This window comes from Sulfuricaulis limicola (genome assembly GCF_002355735.1).
Classification (GTDB): domain Bacteria; phylum Pseudomonadota; class Gammaproteobacteria; order Acidiferrobacterales; family Sulfurifustaceae; genus Sulfuricaulis; species Sulfuricaulis limicola.
Map to the genome: position 1 here is coordinate 1,514,799 of NZ_AP014879.1, position 14,706 is coordinate 1,529,504.

Consider the following 14,706-nt stretch of genomic DNA (forward strand, 5'->3'; position numbering starts at 1 on the left):
TCTCTCAGGCGGCGTTCGTCGTCTTCTTGTGTGAAATACTTCGATGCCGGGCGAGGTGCAGCGGGGTCCAGGAGTTTGGAACCCGGAACACGAAGTTATAGCGCGCCACGTGATAACTCGGATCGAAGCCGTAGAAATTGAGCTTCATGCGCTCCAGCTCCTCGGTCCGGTATTGCGCCAACGGCCTGGCGGCCTCATCGCGCGCGCGCCGCTGGCGTTTCTCCATCAAATACGATTCATATGCCGGATCGGTGGCGAGTGCTTGCGCAAGGGCTTCGATCCGCGCGCTGAATTCATCCACGTTCGCGCCGAAGCAGTCGTCGATCAGTCCCAGACGTTTGGCCTCGGCAGCGCCGAGCGGCAGGCGGTTTTCCATGATCGCCCGTCCGCCTGTGTCCACGCGCCGCGGCAGGAGATAGGTCCAGTATTCGGAGCCGTAAAGATTCCCCATGTTCTTGTAGTGCGGATTGAGCACCACGCCCGCGCGCGCATAAATCCGGTCCGCCGCCAGCGCCAGGAACGCGCCGCCGGCGCCGGCGTTGCCGCGCAACGCGGCGACAGTGAGCTGGCTGTCGGTGGTAATAATCGCCTGCACCAGGTCGTCCATGGCGTTGATGTTGCGCCAGGATTCATCCGCCGGGCTGTCCGCAGCCTCGATGCGGTTCAGATGAATCCCGTTGGACCAGAAATCGCGCCCACCCATCAGGACAATTACCCTTGTCGGACGTTGACGTACCTGCTGGTATGCCTCGAGCAGTCGCTGGCACTGTTCGGTGCCCATCGCACCGTTATAAAAGTCAAAATACAGGTACCCCACGCCGCTCTTTTCTTCGTACCAGATTTCCTTACAGGTCTTGCGATCGGGAGAAACCTCCAGCGTCAGCGGCGCCTCCGGCACGGCGCTCAAGGCCGCGCCCAGCACATCCGCGGCCGGGAGCTTGAAGGTTTTCTCGCCGGGGATGATTTTTTTCAGATGCCCGATCCACACGGCCCCGTCACGCGTCGCGCGGCAGATGGCGCCGTAACGGCGCGCGATGATGTCACCCGGCTTGCCGCGCAGGCCGTCCTCTTCGCAGGCATCGTACAAGTGGTAAAGCTCGCCACCGAACCCATCGGCCACGCCCGGCGCGCCGTCGCCAGAGTTTATTTTTTGCAATATGGTTCGGGTATCGTCCGCCAACCAGTCGATCTGCCGGTCGGACTGCCCCATGAGCGGGCGCCATTGGCCGCGCGTGCCGGCAGCGGGCAATGACGGTGTGAAGCCTCCGGATTCAAATCGATCAAGCGCCTGTAATACTGCCGTGACCGCGGCCTCGGTCACTTCGCTGCGGTACAGGCTGCTCTTGCGCGCGGCACGCATCCGGAAGCCGGCCGTGGCCCAAACCGGACCGGCATCCATCGCGCCGTTGGCCTGCAGCACGGTGACGCCCCACTCCGTTTCACCGTTCAGGATCGCCCAGTCGAGGGCGGAAGGGCCTCGATCGCCGACGATGCCCGGATGCACCACCAGACACAGATGATGGCGCCAGATCTGTTCGGGAATGGCACGCCGCAGATACGGCGCCAGGATCAGGTCCGGCTGGAACAGGCGAACTGCTTCAATGGTGACGGCGTCGTTGATGTCGAACTCGATGGAAATCTCGTGGCCACGCCCGGTCAGTTCGACGTACAGGCGTTGCGTCAGGCTGTTGAAACTGTGCGTGAGGAACAGGATGCGCATGGCTCATCCGCCCGAAACGATGCTGACGCCGTTGTCTTCGCCATCTGCCTCCGGCGTCCGTGCCATGCTTCCATGGCGCCGGTATTTGTAATAAGCCGCACACGCGCCTTCCGAAGACACCATGCAGGACCCGATCGGGTTCTGCGGCGTGCAGACGTTGCCGAAGATCTTGCAGTCGGTGGGTTTCTTCACGCCGCGCAGGATGGCGCCACATTCGCAGGCCTTGTTCTCCTGCACCGGTTTCTGTGTCAGGGGAAAACGCTTCTCGGCGTCATACGCGGCATACTGTTTTTTGATGCGCAGGCCGCTGTAAGGCACGACGCCCAGACCGCGCCATTCGAACGAACGCCGTAATTCAAAAATCTCCGCGACCAGCGCCTGCGCCTTGACATTGCCGGCGTGCGTCACGCCGCGGGTGAACTGGTTTTCGACCTCGGCGCGGCCTTCGTTCAGCTGCCGCACCAGCATGCCGATCGCCTGCAATACATCGAGCGGCTCGAAACCGGCGATCACCACCGGGCGCTGGTATTCCTGCGCGAAGAAATCATACGGCCGGCTGCCGATCACGGTGCTCACGTGCGACGGCCCGATGAAACCGTCGACGCGCACATTGCCAAGCTTGCGCACGTCGGGCGAGTCCAGAATGCTCTGGATGGCCGAGGGCGTCAGCACGTGATTGCAGAACACGCTGAAATTTTTCAGCCCCAGCATTTGCGCCTGCCGGATGGCCACCGCCGTCGGCGGCGTGGTGGTCTCGAAGCCGATAGCGAAAAAAACCACTTCCTTGTCGGGATTGTCCTGCGCGATTTGTATCGCCTCGGCACACGAGTAGACCATGCGCACGTCGCGCCCCTGCGCGCGCGATTTCAGCAAACTGCGCTTGCGTGAACCGGGCACGCGCAGCATGTCGCCATAGCTGCACAGAATGACATCCGGAACCTCGGCCAGTTCTATCGCCATATCGAGGCGGCCGATCGGCAGCACACATACCGGGCAGCCGGGCCCGTGCACCAGATGCACGTTAGGCGGAAGCAGATCCTGGACACCGTAGCGGAAAATGGCGTGGGTGTGGCCCCCGCAGAATTCCATGAGGCTGTACTCGCGCGCCGGGTCGACCTTCCCGGCCAGGTCGGTGGCGAGCGCGGCGGCTACGCGCCGGTCGCGGAATTCACTTATGTATTTCATTCGTTAGCGATTCAAGACGAAACGTCATGTCGTCGAACAGCGCGATCGATTTCTCGGCTTCTTCCGTGTCCAGCCGCGTGATGGCGAATCCCACGTGCACGATCACGTAGTCGCCGACTTCCACGCCGTCCACCAGCATCAGCGAGATATCATTGCGCACCCCGCCGACTTCCACCACGGCGCGGTCGTCGTCGAGTTTCTGCACCACCTTCGCCGGAATTGCCAGACACATGCTTCGCGTTCTCCACTTTGGTCTGCCTGTCGGTATCGCAGGCATTATCTGATGCAGATCATCCTCGCTCCGTGATTAGCGGCTTTGACCCATGTCAACATCAGGTCGCCTGCTGATCCGCTGAAAACAGGGTTTTGATCCATATCAACATTCCGCCATTCGCCGCAGGGTCGCCACAGCGGGCCGGACCGTCTGCCTGGATCGTCCTGCCGGCGGGTCCCGGCGTCGCGGACCCGGTCTGGTCTGAACCCGTCACGCCCCGGGGCATCAAAGGGGCGGGAGGGAACACGCATCGGCAATCTCCGGTATAATCACGCGCCGCATGTCAGGGATTCCATGCGCCGCCTGTTGTCCCCGCCATCGACGCCCGAATGAACAGCCCATACATGACCCATTTCAGAAATTTCTTCACGCGCAAGCGCGTGCGTCTGATGCTGCTGTCGCTGGCGCTGCTGCTGTCCGGGTTCGCGCTTTATCTCGACATCACCGTGCGCATGCACTTCGAAGGCAAGCGCTGGGCCATGCCGGCACGCGTTTACGCGCGTCCGCTCGAGCTTTATCCCGGCATGAAGCTGCGGCCGGAACAACTGTCGCTGGAACTGGCCATGCTGGATTACCGCGTCGCCGCCGATCCGCGCGAGCCAGGCAGTTACCGGCGCCAGGGCGACGAATTCACCATCGTGACTCGCCCCTTCAAGTTCTGGGACGAAGCCCAGCCCGCCCTGACCTTGCAGGCGGACTTCAGCGGCACGCACATGGACACGCTGACGCGCCAGGATACCGGCAAGCCGGTGACGCTGGCGCGGCTGGACCCGGTGCTCATCGGCGGCATTTACCCGGCGCATAACGAAGACCGCGTGCTGGTACGGTTCGACGAAATACCGCCACACCTGGTCAAGGGGCTGATCGCCATCGAAGACCGGCAGTTCTATTCCCACCACGGATTTTCCGCCCGCGGCACGGCGCGCGCGCTGGTGACCATCGTGCGCGGCGGCGGCATCCAGGGCGGCAGCACCCTGACGCAGCAGCTTGTGAAAAACTTTTTCCTGACGCCCGAACGCACCCTGCGACGCAAGTTCACGGAATTGCTGATGGCCATGCTGCTGGAACTGCATTACGCGAAGGACGAGATACTCGAGGCCTACGCCAATGAAATCTATCTCGGCCAGGACGGCAACCGCGCCATTCACGGCTTCGGCCTCGCCAGTCATTTTTATTTCGATCGCCCGCTGTCACGTCTCGATCTCCCGCAGGCGGCGCTGCTGGTCGGCCTGGTGAAAGGCCCGTCATCCTACGATCCGCGGCGCCAACCGGCGCGCGCGCTGGCGCGGCGCAACCTGGTGTTGCAGGAGATGCGCAAGCTGGATTTCATCACGCAGGCACAATATGTCGCGGCCCGCGCCGCGCCATTGGGCGTGGTGGAAAAGGCGCCGGAAGGCACCTCGCGTTACCCCGCGTTCGTCGAACTGGTGCATCGCCAGCTGCGGCGCGACTACCGCGAGGACGACCTGCGCTCCGAAGGCCTGCAGATATTCACCACACTGGACCCGTTGGCCCAGACCAGCGCCGAACGCGCGCTCACCGGCCGGCTCACGCAACTGGAAAAGGACCGGCGCCTCCCGCCGAAGTCGCTGGAAGGCGCGATCGTCATCAGCCATTCGCAGAACGGCGAGGTGCAGGCGCTGGTCGGCGGACGCAATACGCGTTTCGAGGGCTTCAACCGCGCGCTTGACGCCGCGCGCCCGATCGGCTCGCTGATCAAGCCGGTGGTTTACCTGACGGCGCTGGAACGCCCGGGCTCCTACACGCTCGCCACCCTGCTGGACGACAGCCCGCTGGTGTGGAAGAGCCGCGGCACCGACGACTGGAAGCCGGAGAACTACGACAAGGAATTTCACGGACAGGTGCCGCTGCGCGTCGCGCTGGCCAACTCATACAATGTTTCCACGGCGCGCCTGGGACTGGCATTGGGAGTACGTCAGGTCATGGACAAGGCGCATCGTCTCGGCGTCGAGCGTGACCTGCAGACCTTTGCTTCGAGCCTGCTGGGCGCGGACAGTCTGAGCCCGCTGGAAGTCGCGCAGATGTACCAGACCTTCGCCAGCGGCGGGTTCCGCGTTCCCTTGCGCGCCATTCGCGAGGTGATGATGGCGGACGGTCAGCCGCTGCAACGCTATCCGCTCTCGGTGGAACAGGTGATCGAACCGGGGCCGGCCTACCTGGTGACCCAGGCGTTGCAGACGGTGGTGCAGGAAGGCACGGCCGATGCACTGAAACATTACCTGTCCCCGGATCTTCGCATCGCCGGCAAGACCGGCACCACCAACGACTTGCGCGACAGCTGGTTCGCGGGTTATACCGGCGATCGTCTGGCGGTGGTATGGATAGGCCGTGACGACAACCAGCCGATCCAGATGACCGGCGCCGGCGGAGCCATGACCGTATGGGGCGAGATGATGGCGCGGCTTGATCCCGACCCGCTCATCCCGCCGGTACCGGAGAACATTGAATCGGCCTGGATCGATCCCGCGACCGGATTGCGCGCCGACGCCAGCTGCGCGGGGGCGATCGAGCTGCCTTTCATCCGCGGCTCGGCGCCGACGGAAACCGCGCCCTGCGGAGCGGGCTCACCGGTGCGCACCATCAAAAGCTGGTTCGAGAGGATATTTGAATGAGAAAAATGCATCGCGTTGTTGTATTCGCCATGATCGTCACGCTGCTGGCGGGCTGCGCCGGCATGCTCCCGTCAGCGCCGGAAGATCGGCCGGTGTCGGATAACAACGCCGTGGTGGCGTTGATGGACAGTGCGCGCACCGATGTTGCCGGCGGAAAACCCGACGCCGCGGTGGCATCGCTGGAACGTGCGCTGCGCATCGAACCACGTAACCCGCGCCTGTGGCAGGAACTCGCGAGACTGCGCTTGCAGCAAGGGCAATATCAACAGGCAGAGGGTATGGCAACCCGGTCAAACAGCTGGGCGGGAGACGACAAAGCCTTGCGCGCTGAAAACTGGCGCCTGATTGGCGAGGCGCGCCTGAGACGCGGCGACCACCAGGGCGCACAGGCCGCCTTCGACAAGGCGGCAACGCCGGGAAACTGAATACCGGCATATCCGCCCGGCATCCGGCGAACTTTGTTACGGCGTTGTTTCGAGTTCCGGAAATGCCCTAGAATCACGCAATGATCCGGTACGGTTGGTGGTTCACGCTGTTTCTGGTTCTGACGGGTTGCGCCACGCCGGAAGCGGAGATACTGAGCAAGATTGAATCGTTCCCGCCCACCCTCAGCGTCGAAGTGCTGCTCGATCGCCCCGCTCGACCGCATAAAACCATTGCCATTCTGGGCGACACCTACGGAGGCACCCCGGAGGAAGTCAACGAACGGCTGGCGCGCAAGGCACGGGAAATCGGCGCCGACGCCATCGTGATCATGAGCGTGCACGACAAATCCACCACGAATTGGCTGCTGAACGACCCCTATTACTCCCCCCACGGGGCATACCGCCCGCGCTACCGACCCGTGCGGCAAACCTATCGCCTTGTCCGCGCCCGGGCCATCAAGTATCAGGAATAACTACCACGAGTCGTTAGCGGCAAAATTCGCCAGAGCCGATGCGGGTTTTCCTTGTGCATGGCATGGCTCGCCGCCACCAGCAGCAGCTGCATTGCCAGAGCAGCAAGCCTGGTTTTTTTTGCCATGCATGAGCCTCACTATACTTTGGAAGACGGTAACCGCCGGTCAGGGAATGGCTACCGCTGGTGCAAAAACGGCGGGAAATGGGTTGTAATTCACGGCGGTTTAGGGAATTCTGCCATTACTTTACACGGAGGGTAATTAATGAGCATTGATGCGCTTCTCGTTATCCTGCTGGTATGGACAGTAGCCGGTCTGTTGGCAGCCATCGCCTTCGGCAAGATGATCCGGGGAAACTCTCCGGATGATGAAGAAGGAAATCTCGCCGCCCCGGCGGGATCGGTCAAATATCTCCGCAAAACCAAAGACAAATCGCAAGACGCCTCGGTGCGTGCACCGCTCGCGCGTCACAACAGCAACAAACGCGCCTCCGGCTAGGTTTCCGGATTTACGGATCGCTTCCCGCGTCAGCGGGAAGCGCCGGTCCGGGCAGTGCGTGCTTGTTGATATTCCACGACAAGGTGATGCGCGGTCGCGCCCCGGCATAGGGGTTCACCGTGTGCACCAGCTGGCTCGGAAATATCAGCATGGTGCCGGCCGCCATGCCGGGGTAGAACGGCGTGGTCATGCAGCCCTCCTGATGCTGGCAGCAATTACGCAGACGCGGGTCGACAAAACAGAACCGGCCACCCTGGGAATCATCCGGATCTTCGTCACCGGCATCCAGACAATACACCACGCTCGCCGTTGATCGCAGGTGGCTGTGCGGCAGACAATAATCGCCGGCACGATAGACATTGGCCCAGCTCAGGTCGACCACCGCATGCTCGCACTCGAGCACTTTCCGGAACAGCGCCCTGGCGCGCGCGGTGATCAGTTCGGCCTCGGTGCTGGCCCATTTTTCCAGGTGATGGATTTTCGTGCCGCACGCGCCGCGGAAATAACGCCTGCGCAAACGGTGGTTTTCCTCGAGCTCGAGGATCTTGGCGACCAGACGCGGGTGATATTCGCGGGTGTCGGTAAAGGTAATCCTGTGGATCGTGGAGTCACCACAAATTTCCGACTGGCAGTCCTTCGGCCATACTTCGATGGCCTTCATGCCCAGCAGGATAGTATCGTCGCTCATTGGGGTTCGTACGCCTCATAACCGCTGGCGACGTATTCTGTCACGTAACGCGACCGGAAGAAATCCCGGCCGTCGGGCCGTCAGCCGGTTTCGAGCGTCACGAAGGCGACGGCATGATCCTGTTCGTCCGCCAGGCTGATGTGGGAAACGGTGATGGATTTTTCCCGCATGAATTCACGCGCCCGACCGCGGAACTCCAGCAACGGTTTCCCCTGCGCATCATGGGCCACTTCGATGTCGTGCAGTTGCACGCCCTGGCTGAAGCCCGTGCCGAGCGCTTTGACCGCCGCCTCCTTGGCGGCGAAACGACGCGCCAGAAAATTGGCCTTGCCGGCGTTGCGGCGAAATTCCTGCATTTCATTGGCGGTCAAAATGCGCTCGGCGAATCGCTCGCCGAAGCGGTCGAGGTCCTGCTGCATGCGCGCCACGCGCACGATGTCGGTGCCGATGCCGAAAATCATATGAACCCTAATAATAAAAAATAAACAGGATTGACAGGATTTCTCAGGATTTACAGGATTAAGAATTTCTCAAATATAAAAAATCCTGTTAATCCTGTTAATCCTGTCTATGAATTTTTAATAGCCGCCTCGTTCATGAGGCGCTTCATCTCGCGCACCGCCTCCGGCAGGCCGGTGAACAGGGCGCGCGCGATGATGGCATGGCCGATGTTCAGTTCCTCGATGCCCGGGATCGCGGCGACCGCCTGGACATTGTGATAATTGAGGCCGTGGCCGGCATTGACCCGCAGCTTGAGCCCGAGCCCCTGCTGCACCGCCTGCTCGATGCGCACCAGTTCCTGCCGGCCCGCCTCGCCGGATTCTGCCTCCGCGTAACGACCGGTGTGGATTTCGATCACCGGCGCACCGGTTTTGGCCGCGGCCTCTACCTGGGCCGGGTCGGCATCCACGAACAACGATACGCGTATGCCGGCATCGGCCAGCCTGGCGCAGGCCACTGTGATCTTTTTGAGGCCGCCGACGACATCCAGCCCGCCCTCGGTGGTCAGTTCCTGGCGTCGTTCGGGCACCAGGCAGCATTCATGCGGGCGGATGCGACAGGCAAAAGCCACGATATCGTCCGCCACCGCCATCTCAAGATTCATGCGGGTCTGAATCAGGCGACGCAATACTTCAACGTCCTGATCCTGGATATGCCGGCGATCCTCGCGCAGATGCAGCGTGATGGCATCGGCGCCGGCCTGCTCCGCTTCCATCGCCGCCTGGACCGGATCGGGGTAGCGCGTGCCGCGCGCCTGGCGCAGGGTCGCGACGTGATCGATGTTAACGCCCAGCTTCATCAAGTTCCGTCTCCAGGGTCGTTTCCACGGCGATCACGGGCGCCACGCGGCGAAACAGTTTGCGGCTGTGCAACGGCCGGTCGCCCAGGTGGCGCGCCAGCGCCGCGCGCATGAGCGTCTTGGCGTCGCGCAGAACCGCGGGGTCGTTCAGTGATTCGCGCGCCAGCGCCACCAGGCAGGCGCCGCGCACCCGCACCCCTTCGGTCGGCAGATTGAGGTCAGGGTGGGCCAGACGCACCGGCCCGCGATCGAGAACATAATCGTACATGGCCGCGGTATCGATCGGGGTTCTGTCCTCGATATCCCGGTCCAGCACCAGACCGTAACCCAGCTCGCGCAAAAGATATTTTTCAAAAATTCGCAGCACCGGTTCATTGAAGCCATCCACCCGCAGACGCGGCAACGCCGTCTGATAGGCGTTGAACAATTCGCTGTGCGGATCGTGGCGATGCAGCAGCCGCATCAGCACTTCGTTCATGTAAAAACCGCAGTACAACGCCGGGCCTTCGAGCGCAAAGCCCGGCCCATCCGTCTCCGCGGCAGTCAGCACGGCGAGTTCGCCTTTTCCGCTCCAGCCGATCAGCAGACGCTGGAACGGTTTCAATATGCCGCGCAGACGGCTGCTGGCACGGCGCGCGCCTTTGGCAATCAGGCCGATGCGCCCGTGATTGGCCGTGAAAACCTCCAGCAGCAGGCTGGTTTCGCTGTACTCGCGCTGGTGCAGGACAAACGCCGGTTGCTGCTGAAAACGCATGGATCAGGTCTCGTCGCTGTAGCCCAGGCTGCGCAGGGAGCGCTCGCTGTCCGACCAGCCTTCACGCACCTTCACCCACAGATGCAGGTGCACCCGGGTGCCGAAGAGTTTCTGCATCGCCAGGCGCGCGCGACTGCCGACGGTCTTGAGGCGCTGGCCGTCCTTTCCGATCAGGATCGGCTTCTGGCCCTCCTTCTCCACCCAGATGGTAGCTTCGACGTGCAACGCTCCCTTGGCGCGCCGGAACTGCTCGATGCTCACTGCCGTCGCATACGGAACTTCCTGCTGGAATCCGCGAAATATCTGTTCGCGGATCAGTTCCGACGCGAGAAAACGCTCGCCACGATCGGAAATCTGGTCCGCGGGATACAGAAACGGCTGCTGCGGCAGGCGCTTGAGAATGGCATTTTCCAGGTCGTCGGCGTTGGCGCCGGTACGCGCGGAAACCGGCACGATTTCGGCGAACTCTGCCTTGCGGCTCGACATTTCCATGAGCGGCAGCAATTCCGAGCGATCTTTGAGCAAATCCAGCTTGTTGATGACGAGGATCACGGGAATGCCCTGACCGGCCGCCAGTTGCAGCGGGTATTCATCCGCTTTGGTCCAGCCGCTCGCGGCGATCAGCAGCAGGATGCAATCCACACCCTGCAGGCTGGCGTTGGCCACGCGATTCAGCTGGCGGTTCATCATGCCTTTATTATCCGTGTGCAGACCGGGCGTATCCACATAAACAATCTGGTGCTGCTCGGTGGTCTTGATGCCCAGCAGGCGGTGGCGGGTGGTCTGGGCGCGGGGCGAAGTGATGCTGATCTTCTGCCCGACCAGCCGGTTCAGCAGCGTGGACTTGCCCACGTTCGGGCGGCCGGCCAGGGTCACAAGACCGCTGCGTAGGGTGGCGTCAGGCATCAGCGTTGGTGCAGCAATTCGAGCGCGTGGGCCGCGGCCTGCTGTTCGGCATGGCGCCGGCTGTTACCCTCGCCCTGCACCGGCCGTTCGAGCCCCGACACGTGACATTCCACCACGAAGCTCTGGTTATGCGGCTCGCCGGTAACGTCCCGGACGAGATAGGTCGGCGTCGGCAGGGACAGTTTCTGCAGATACTCCTGGAGCCGGGTCTTGGGATCCTTGGGAATGGAATGCGGGTCCAGTTGTGCCAGCTTGTCGCGGTATAGATGCAGAATGACGCGCGTGGCCTCCTCCACCGAGGCGTCCCGGCAGATGGCGCCGAATACCGCTTCCAGGGCATCCGCCAGGATCGAATCGCGGTCGTATCCGCCGCTCTTGAGTTCGCCCTCCCCCAGCTTCAGGTAATTTCCCAGATCGATCTCGCGCGCCAGCGCTGCCAGCGTTTCCTTCTTGACCAGGCTGGCGCGCAGTCGCGTCAACTCCCCTTCGTAGAGATTCGGATAGCACTTGTAAAGCTCGGAGGAAATGGCAAAACCCAGAACGCTGTCGCCGAGAAACTCAAGCCGCTCATAATTGACGGCGCTCTTGCTGCGATGCGTCAATGCCCGCTCGAGCAATTCGGGACGCCGGAAATTGTACGCCAACCGGCGGACAAGCTCGGCAGGGGTTTTATTCTCCGCCACGGACCTCGATGCTGTGATCGAACGTAAGCAGGGCGGAAATGTTGAAAAGCATGGGCGTCACCGACTCATAATTGATGCGAATGACCTTGTTTCTGCCCTTGGCCGTGATAGTGAGCGAATTGGCCAGGTCAAAATTGTCGGCGCTGTCTATTTCAAGCCGTTTGCGGATCGCTTCCTGGATTTCCGGGACAGACATGCTTCCGGCATCAGGCTGCCGTCCCAGGCTGTCCAGCGCGCCTTTTATCTTCATGTCACCCAGATACGGAGGAAGCAACTTGAAGGTCAGGAAAAGAAAAAATGCCAATGTGCCAAGAACGAACAGCAGGCTCCACATGGTCATGCCCGATTGGCGTTTTGGGTTTTGCATCTTGATCTCCTTCAACAATCCTGTGTCAGATATCTGCGCTAATGGATCGAATTGCCGAGGCGGTTCCAGACGATCCGTTCCCAGAACCACTTGTCATGCCCAGCCACGTCCCAGCTGAACCAGATCAGGAAGGCCTTGCCCACCAGGTTGCGGTCCGGCACGAAGCCCCAGTAACGGCTGTCGTTGCTGTGGTCACGGTTATCGCCCATGACGAAATATTGTCCCACGGGCACCACGATTTCCGGCAGTGGAACGTCCTGGCGATTCGTCGTCAGTATGTCATGCCTGATGCCGTCGAGGTTCTCCGTCACGCGCAACGTCTCCTGACCATGCGCATTGCTTTCCGGAGAGAAAAAATAGGGCCGTCCGTCACCCTGCTCCATCGGCGTGCCGTTGATGTAGAGTTTCTTATCCTTATATAGGATATGGTCGCCGGGAATGCCAACGACGCGCTTGATGTAATTGATCGAGGGATCCCCGGGGAAGCGGAATACCACCACCTCCCCCCGTTTCGGCAGGCCGGAGTCAAGCACCTTGACGTTGGCGACCGGCAGCCGCACTCCGTAGGAAAACTTGTTCACCAGGATGAAATCACCGACGTAGAGCGTCGGCAGCATCGACTCGGAGGGAATACGGAACGGCTCCGCCAGAAAGGATCGGATAAAAAACACGATCAGGATGACGGGGAAGAAGGCGCGCGCGTACTCGACGTAGATCGGCTCCTTGCGCGCCAGCGCGGCGTCCCCGGTTTTGCCCGCCTCCGCCAACGCCTGCGCGCGGCGCTCGCGGCCCGGCGCCCACAGCCAGCGGTCCAGGCCCCAGAGGGCGCCGGTGCCGATCAGGATCAGCAACAAGATCAGTGCAAAATCCATGGTTATTTCTGGTCCACGCGCAACACGGCAAGAAAGGCTTCTTGTGGAATTTCCACGGTACCCAGCTGTTTCATTCGCTTCTTTCCCTCTTTCTGTTTTTCCAGCAATTTGCGCTTGCGCGTCGCGTCACCGCCGTAGCACTTGGCCGTGACGTTCTTGCGCAGCGCCTTGACCGTCTCGCGCGCGATGATCTTGGAACCGATCGCCGCCTGGATCGCGACATCGAACATCTGCCGCGGGATCAGCTCACGCAGCTTGCTTGCCAGCTCGCGTCCCCGAAACTGGCTCTGCGCCCGGTGCACGATCACCGACAGGGCATCCACTTTATCGCCATTGATCAGTACGTCAAGCTTGCACAGGTCGGCGGCGCGAAACTCCACGAAATCGTAGTCGAGCGAGGCATATCCGCGGCTGACCGACTTGAGCCGGTCGAAGAAATCCAGCACGACTTCATTGAGGGGCAGCTCGTAGACCAGCATCGCCTGGCGGCCGTGATAGGTCATGTCCTTCTGGATGCCGCGCTTTTCCACGCACAGGCCGATGACGTTGCCGACGTATTCCTGCGGCACGAGAATGGTGGCGCGGATGATCGGTTCGCGAATCTCGACGATGCGGGACGGGTCCGGCAGTTTTGCCGGATTTTCCACCAGCTGCACCTCGTTCGCCGTGACCACTTCGTAAACCACGGTCGGGGCGGTGGTGATGAGATTGATCCCGTATTCGCGTTCCAGCCGCTCCTGGATGATTTCCATGTGCAGCATGCCGAGAAAACCGCAGCGAAAACCGAAACCGAGCGCCTCCGAGGATTCCGGTTCGTAATGCAGCGAGGCATCGTTCAGCTGCAACTTCGCCAGCGCATCGCGGAAGGATTCGTATTCCGAGGACTCCACCGGGTACAGTCCGGCGAACACGCGTGGTTTGATCTCCTTGAAACCGGGCAGCGGCTTGTCGGCCGGCCGGTCCACATGCGTGATGGTGTCGCCGACGCGCGCGCTGCGCACGTCCTTGATGCCGGCGATGACATAACCCACCTCGCCCGGGCCCAGCTCCTCCACCGGCTTGCGCTTCGGCGTGAATATGCCGATCTGCTCGACCAGGTGATCGCGCTGCATGGCCATCAGACGGATTTTTTCCTTGGGCTTCAGGCGCCCTTGCATGACGCGCACCAGCGACACCGTGCCGAGATAATTGTCGAACCAGGAATCGATGATCAGCGCCTTGAGCGGCGCCTCGGCGTTGCCTGTCGGCGCGGGAATGCGGCGCACGATGGACTCGAGGATATCCGTGACGCCCTCGCCGGTCTTGGCGCTGGCGCGGATGGCGTCATTGGCGTCGATGCCGATGATGTCCTCGATCTCCGCGATCGCGCGCGCGGGATCGGCGGATGGCAGGTCGATCTTGTTCAGCACCGGCAGGATTTCCAGATCGAGTTCGGCGGCGGTGTAGCAGTTCGCCACCGTCTGCGCCTGCACGCCCTGCGAGGCATCAACCACGAGCAACGCGCCTTCGCAGGCGGTCAGCGAGCGCGAGACTTCGTAGGAAAAGTCCACGTGGCCGGGCGTGTCGATCATGTTCAGGCGGTAGGTCTGACCGTCGCGCGCCTTGTAATCGAGGGCCACGCTCTGCGCCTTGATGGTGATGCCGCGCTCGCGCTCGAGATCCATGGAATCCAGCACCTGCGCCTGCATCTCGCGCGCCTCCAGGGCGCCGCAGGTCTGGATGAAGCGGTCTGCCAGCGTGGATTTGCCGTGGTCGATGTGCGCGATGATCGAGAAATTCCGGATGCGTTCCTGGTTCCAGCTCATTTATGTAGCCCTGCTGCGCTCGTCCCGACATAAGCGCCGCCGCCCCGCGCTCGTCGTGGCGTCAGGAACGTCACGCCACACCCGAATGACGGCCAGCGGTATCCGCCGTCCGTGCCGAGGGTA

General features: G+C 61.8%; 17 protein-coding genes. 4 read left to right on the forward strand and 13 right to left on the reverse strand.

The window, feature by feature from the left end:
• Window positions 1-4: 4 nt before the first annotated feature.
• The 3 genes from SCL_RS07435 to SCL_RS07445 are packed head-to-tail and all read right to left on the reverse strand — an operon-like array spanning window position 5 to window position 3,137.
• Entirely contained in the window at window positions 5-1,720 is a 1,716-nt protein-coding gene (locus tag SCL_RS07435) for a hydrogenase maturation protein (RefSeq protein WP_096360626.1), read from the reverse strand.
• A 3-nt stretch (window positions 1,721-1,723) separates the two neighbouring features.
• Window positions 1,724-2,905, reverse strand: coding sequence for a hydrogenase formation protein HypD (gene hypD, locus SCL_RS07440; RefSeq protein ID WP_096360627.1), 1,182 nt, complete (start codon window positions 2,903-2,905; stop codon window positions 1,724-1,726).
• Complete coding sequence (locus SCL_RS07445) at window positions 2,889-3,137, reverse strand: HypC/HybG/HupF family hydrogenase formation chaperone (RefSeq protein ID WP_096360628.1); 249 nt, start codon at window positions 3,135-3,137, stop codon at window positions 2,889-2,891. The genes hypD and SCL_RS07445 overlap by 17 nt, the downstream gene beginning before the upstream one ends.
• A gap of 386 nt (window positions 3,138-3,523) precedes the next feature.
• Between SCL_RS07445 and mrcB the strand changes: the two genes are divergently transcribed.
• From mrcB to SCL_RS07460, 3 genes are all read left to right on the forward strand, one after another.
• Window positions 3,524-5,812, forward strand: a complete 2,289-nt coding sequence (gene mrcB / locus SCL_RS07450; protein ID WP_197702558.1) for a penicillin-binding protein 1B — start codon at window positions 3,524-3,526, stop codon at window positions 5,810-5,812.
• The gene (locus tag SCL_RS07455; RefSeq protein ID WP_096360630.1) at window positions 5,809-6,237 is read left to right on the forward strand and encodes a tetratricopeptide repeat protein; all 429 of its coding nucleotides are present in this window, start codon (window positions 5,809-5,811) and stop codon (window positions 6,235-6,237) included. Before mrcB ends, SCL_RS07455 begins: the two co-directional genes overlap by 4 nt.
• Window positions 6,238-6,317: 80 nt before the next feature.
• On the forward strand, window positions 6,318-6,710 hold the full coding sequence (locus SCL_RS07460; protein WP_096360631.1) for a DUF1471 domain-containing protein: 393 nt from the start codon (window positions 6,318-6,320) through the stop codon (window positions 6,708-6,710).
• Here the strand turns inward: SCL_RS07460 and SCL_RS14530 are convergent.
• The gene (locus tag SCL_RS14530; RefSeq protein WP_269458328.1) at window positions 6,701-6,835 is read right to left on the reverse strand and encodes a hypothetical protein; all 135 of its coding nucleotides are present in this window, start codon (window positions 6,833-6,835) and stop codon (window positions 6,701-6,703) included. The genes SCL_RS07460 and SCL_RS14530 overlap by 10 nt on opposite strands.
• 139 nt (window positions 6,836-6,974) lie before the next feature.
• Between SCL_RS14530 and SCL_RS07465 the strand changes: the two genes are divergently transcribed.
• Window positions 6,975-7,208, forward strand: coding sequence for a hypothetical protein (locus tag SCL_RS07465; protein WP_096360632.1), 234 nt, complete (start codon window positions 6,975-6,977; stop codon window positions 7,206-7,208).
• Window positions 7,209-7,218: 10 nt separating this feature from the next.
• Here the strand turns inward: SCL_RS07465 and SCL_RS07470 are convergent, their stop codons facing one another.
• The 9 genes from SCL_RS07470 to lepA form a co-directional block, all read right to left on the reverse strand.
• Entirely contained in the window at window positions 7,219-7,896 is a 678-nt protein-coding gene (locus tag SCL_RS07470; protein ID WP_096360633.1) for a putative 2OG-Fe(II) oxygenase, read from the reverse strand.
• Window positions 7,897-7,976: 80 nt separating this feature from the next.
• Complete coding sequence (gene acpS, locus SCL_RS07475) at window positions 7,977-8,357, reverse strand: holo-ACP synthase (protein WP_096360634.1); 381 nt, start codon at window positions 8,355-8,357, stop codon at window positions 7,977-7,979.
• A gap of 107 nt (window positions 8,358-8,464) precedes the next feature.
• Entirely contained in the window at window positions 8,465-9,196 is a 732-nt protein-coding gene (pdxJ, locus tag SCL_RS07480; protein WP_096360635.1) for a pyridoxine 5'-phosphate synthase, read from the reverse strand.
• Window positions 9,180-9,950, reverse strand: coding sequence for a DNA repair protein RecO (gene recO, locus SCL_RS07485; RefSeq protein ID WP_096360636.1), 771 nt, complete (start codon window positions 9,948-9,950; stop codon window positions 9,180-9,182). The genes pdxJ and recO overlap by 17 nt, the downstream gene beginning before the upstream one ends.
• 3 nt (window positions 9,951-9,953) lie before the next feature.
• On the reverse strand, window positions 9,954-10,856 hold the full coding sequence (gene era / locus SCL_RS07490) for a GTPase Era (protein WP_096360637.1): 903 nt from the start codon (window positions 10,854-10,856) through the stop codon (window positions 9,954-9,956).
• A complete protein-coding gene (rnc, locus tag SCL_RS07495; protein ID WP_096360638.1) occupies window positions 10,856-11,539 on the reverse strand; it encodes a ribonuclease III in 684 nt (227 codons plus the stop codon). The genes era and rnc overlap by 1 nt, the downstream gene beginning before the upstream one ends.
• Window positions 11,526-11,921 carry a DUF4845 domain-containing protein gene (locus tag SCL_RS07500; protein WP_096360639.1) on the reverse strand — a complete coding sequence of 132 codons (396 nt, stop codon included), beginning with the start codon at window positions 11,919-11,921 and terminating at the stop codon, window positions 11,526-11,528. Before SCL_RS07500 ends, rnc begins: the two co-directional genes overlap by 14 nt.
• A gap of 23 nt (window positions 11,922-11,944) precedes the next feature.
• The gene (gene lepB / locus SCL_RS07505) at window positions 11,945-12,778 is read right to left on the reverse strand and encodes a signal peptidase I (RefSeq protein WP_172425965.1); all 834 of its coding nucleotides are present in this window, start codon (window positions 12,776-12,778) and stop codon (window positions 11,945-11,947) included.
• 2 nt (window positions 12,779-12,780) lie between these two features.
• Window positions 12,781-14,583, reverse strand: coding sequence for a translation elongation factor 4 (gene lepA, locus SCL_RS07510; protein WP_096360641.1), 1,803 nt, complete (start codon window positions 14,581-14,583; stop codon window positions 12,781-12,783).
• Window positions 14,584-14,706 lie beyond the last annotated feature (123 nt).

What these genes read in the sequence shown, in the direction of transcription:
- SCL_RS07435 (WP_096360626.1), bottom strand. Translation starts at nt 1,720, where the DNA reads ATGCGCATCCTGTTCCTCACGCACAGTTTCAACAGCCTGACGCAACGC.
- hypD (WP_096360627.1), bottom strand. Translation starts at nt 2,905, where the DNA reads ATGAAATACATAAGTGAATTCCGCGACCGGCGCGTAGCCGCCGCGCTC.
- SCL_RS07445 (WP_096360628.1), bottom strand. Translation starts at nt 3,137, where the DNA reads ATGTGTCTGGCAATTCCGGCGAAGGTGGTGCAGAAACTCGACGACGAC.
- mrcB (WP_197702558.1), top strand. Translation starts at nt 3,524, where the DNA reads ATGACCCATTTCAGAAATTTCTTCACGCGCAAGCGCGTGCGTCTGATG.
- SCL_RS07455 (WP_096360630.1), top strand. Translation starts at nt 5,809, where the DNA reads ATGAGAAAAATGCATCGCGTTGTTGTATTCGCCATGATCGTCACGCTG.
- SCL_RS07460 (WP_096360631.1), top strand. Translation starts at nt 6,318, where the DNA reads ATGATCCGGTACGGTTGGTGGTTCACGCTGTTTCTGGTTCTGACGGGT.
- SCL_RS14530 (WP_269458328.1), bottom strand. Translation starts at nt 6,835, where the DNA reads ATGGCAAAAAAAACCAGGCTTGCTGCTCTGGCAATGCAGCTGCTGCTG.
- SCL_RS07465 (WP_096360632.1), top strand. Translation starts at nt 6,975, where the DNA reads ATGAGCATTGATGCGCTTCTCGTTATCCTGCTGGTATGGACAGTAGCC.
- SCL_RS07470 (WP_096360633.1), bottom strand. Translation starts at nt 7,896, where the DNA reads ATGAGCGACGATACTATCCTGCTGGGCATGAAGGCCATCGAAGTATGG.
- acpS (WP_096360634.1), bottom strand. Translation starts at nt 8,357, where the DNA reads ATGATTTTCGGCATCGGCACCGACATCGTGCGCGTGGCGCGCATGCAG.
- pdxJ (WP_096360635.1), bottom strand. Translation starts at nt 9,196, where the DNA reads ATGAAGCTGGGCGTTAACATCGATCACGTCGCGACCCTGCGCCAGGCG.
- recO (WP_096360636.1), bottom strand. Translation starts at nt 9,950, where the DNA reads ATGCGTTTTCAGCAGCAACCGGCGTTTGTCCTGCACCAGCGCGAGTAC.
- era (WP_096360637.1), bottom strand. Translation starts at nt 10,856, where the DNA reads ATGCCTGACGCCACCCTACGCAGCGGTCTTGTGACCCTGGCCGGCCGC.
- lepB (WP_172425965.1), bottom strand. Translation starts at nt 12,778, where the DNA reads ATGGATTTTGCACTGATCTTGTTGCTGATCCTGATCGGCACCGGCGCC.
- lepA (WP_096360641.1), bottom strand. Translation starts at nt 14,583, where the DNA reads ATGAGCTGGAACCAGGAACGCATCCGGAATTTCTCGATCATCGCGCAC.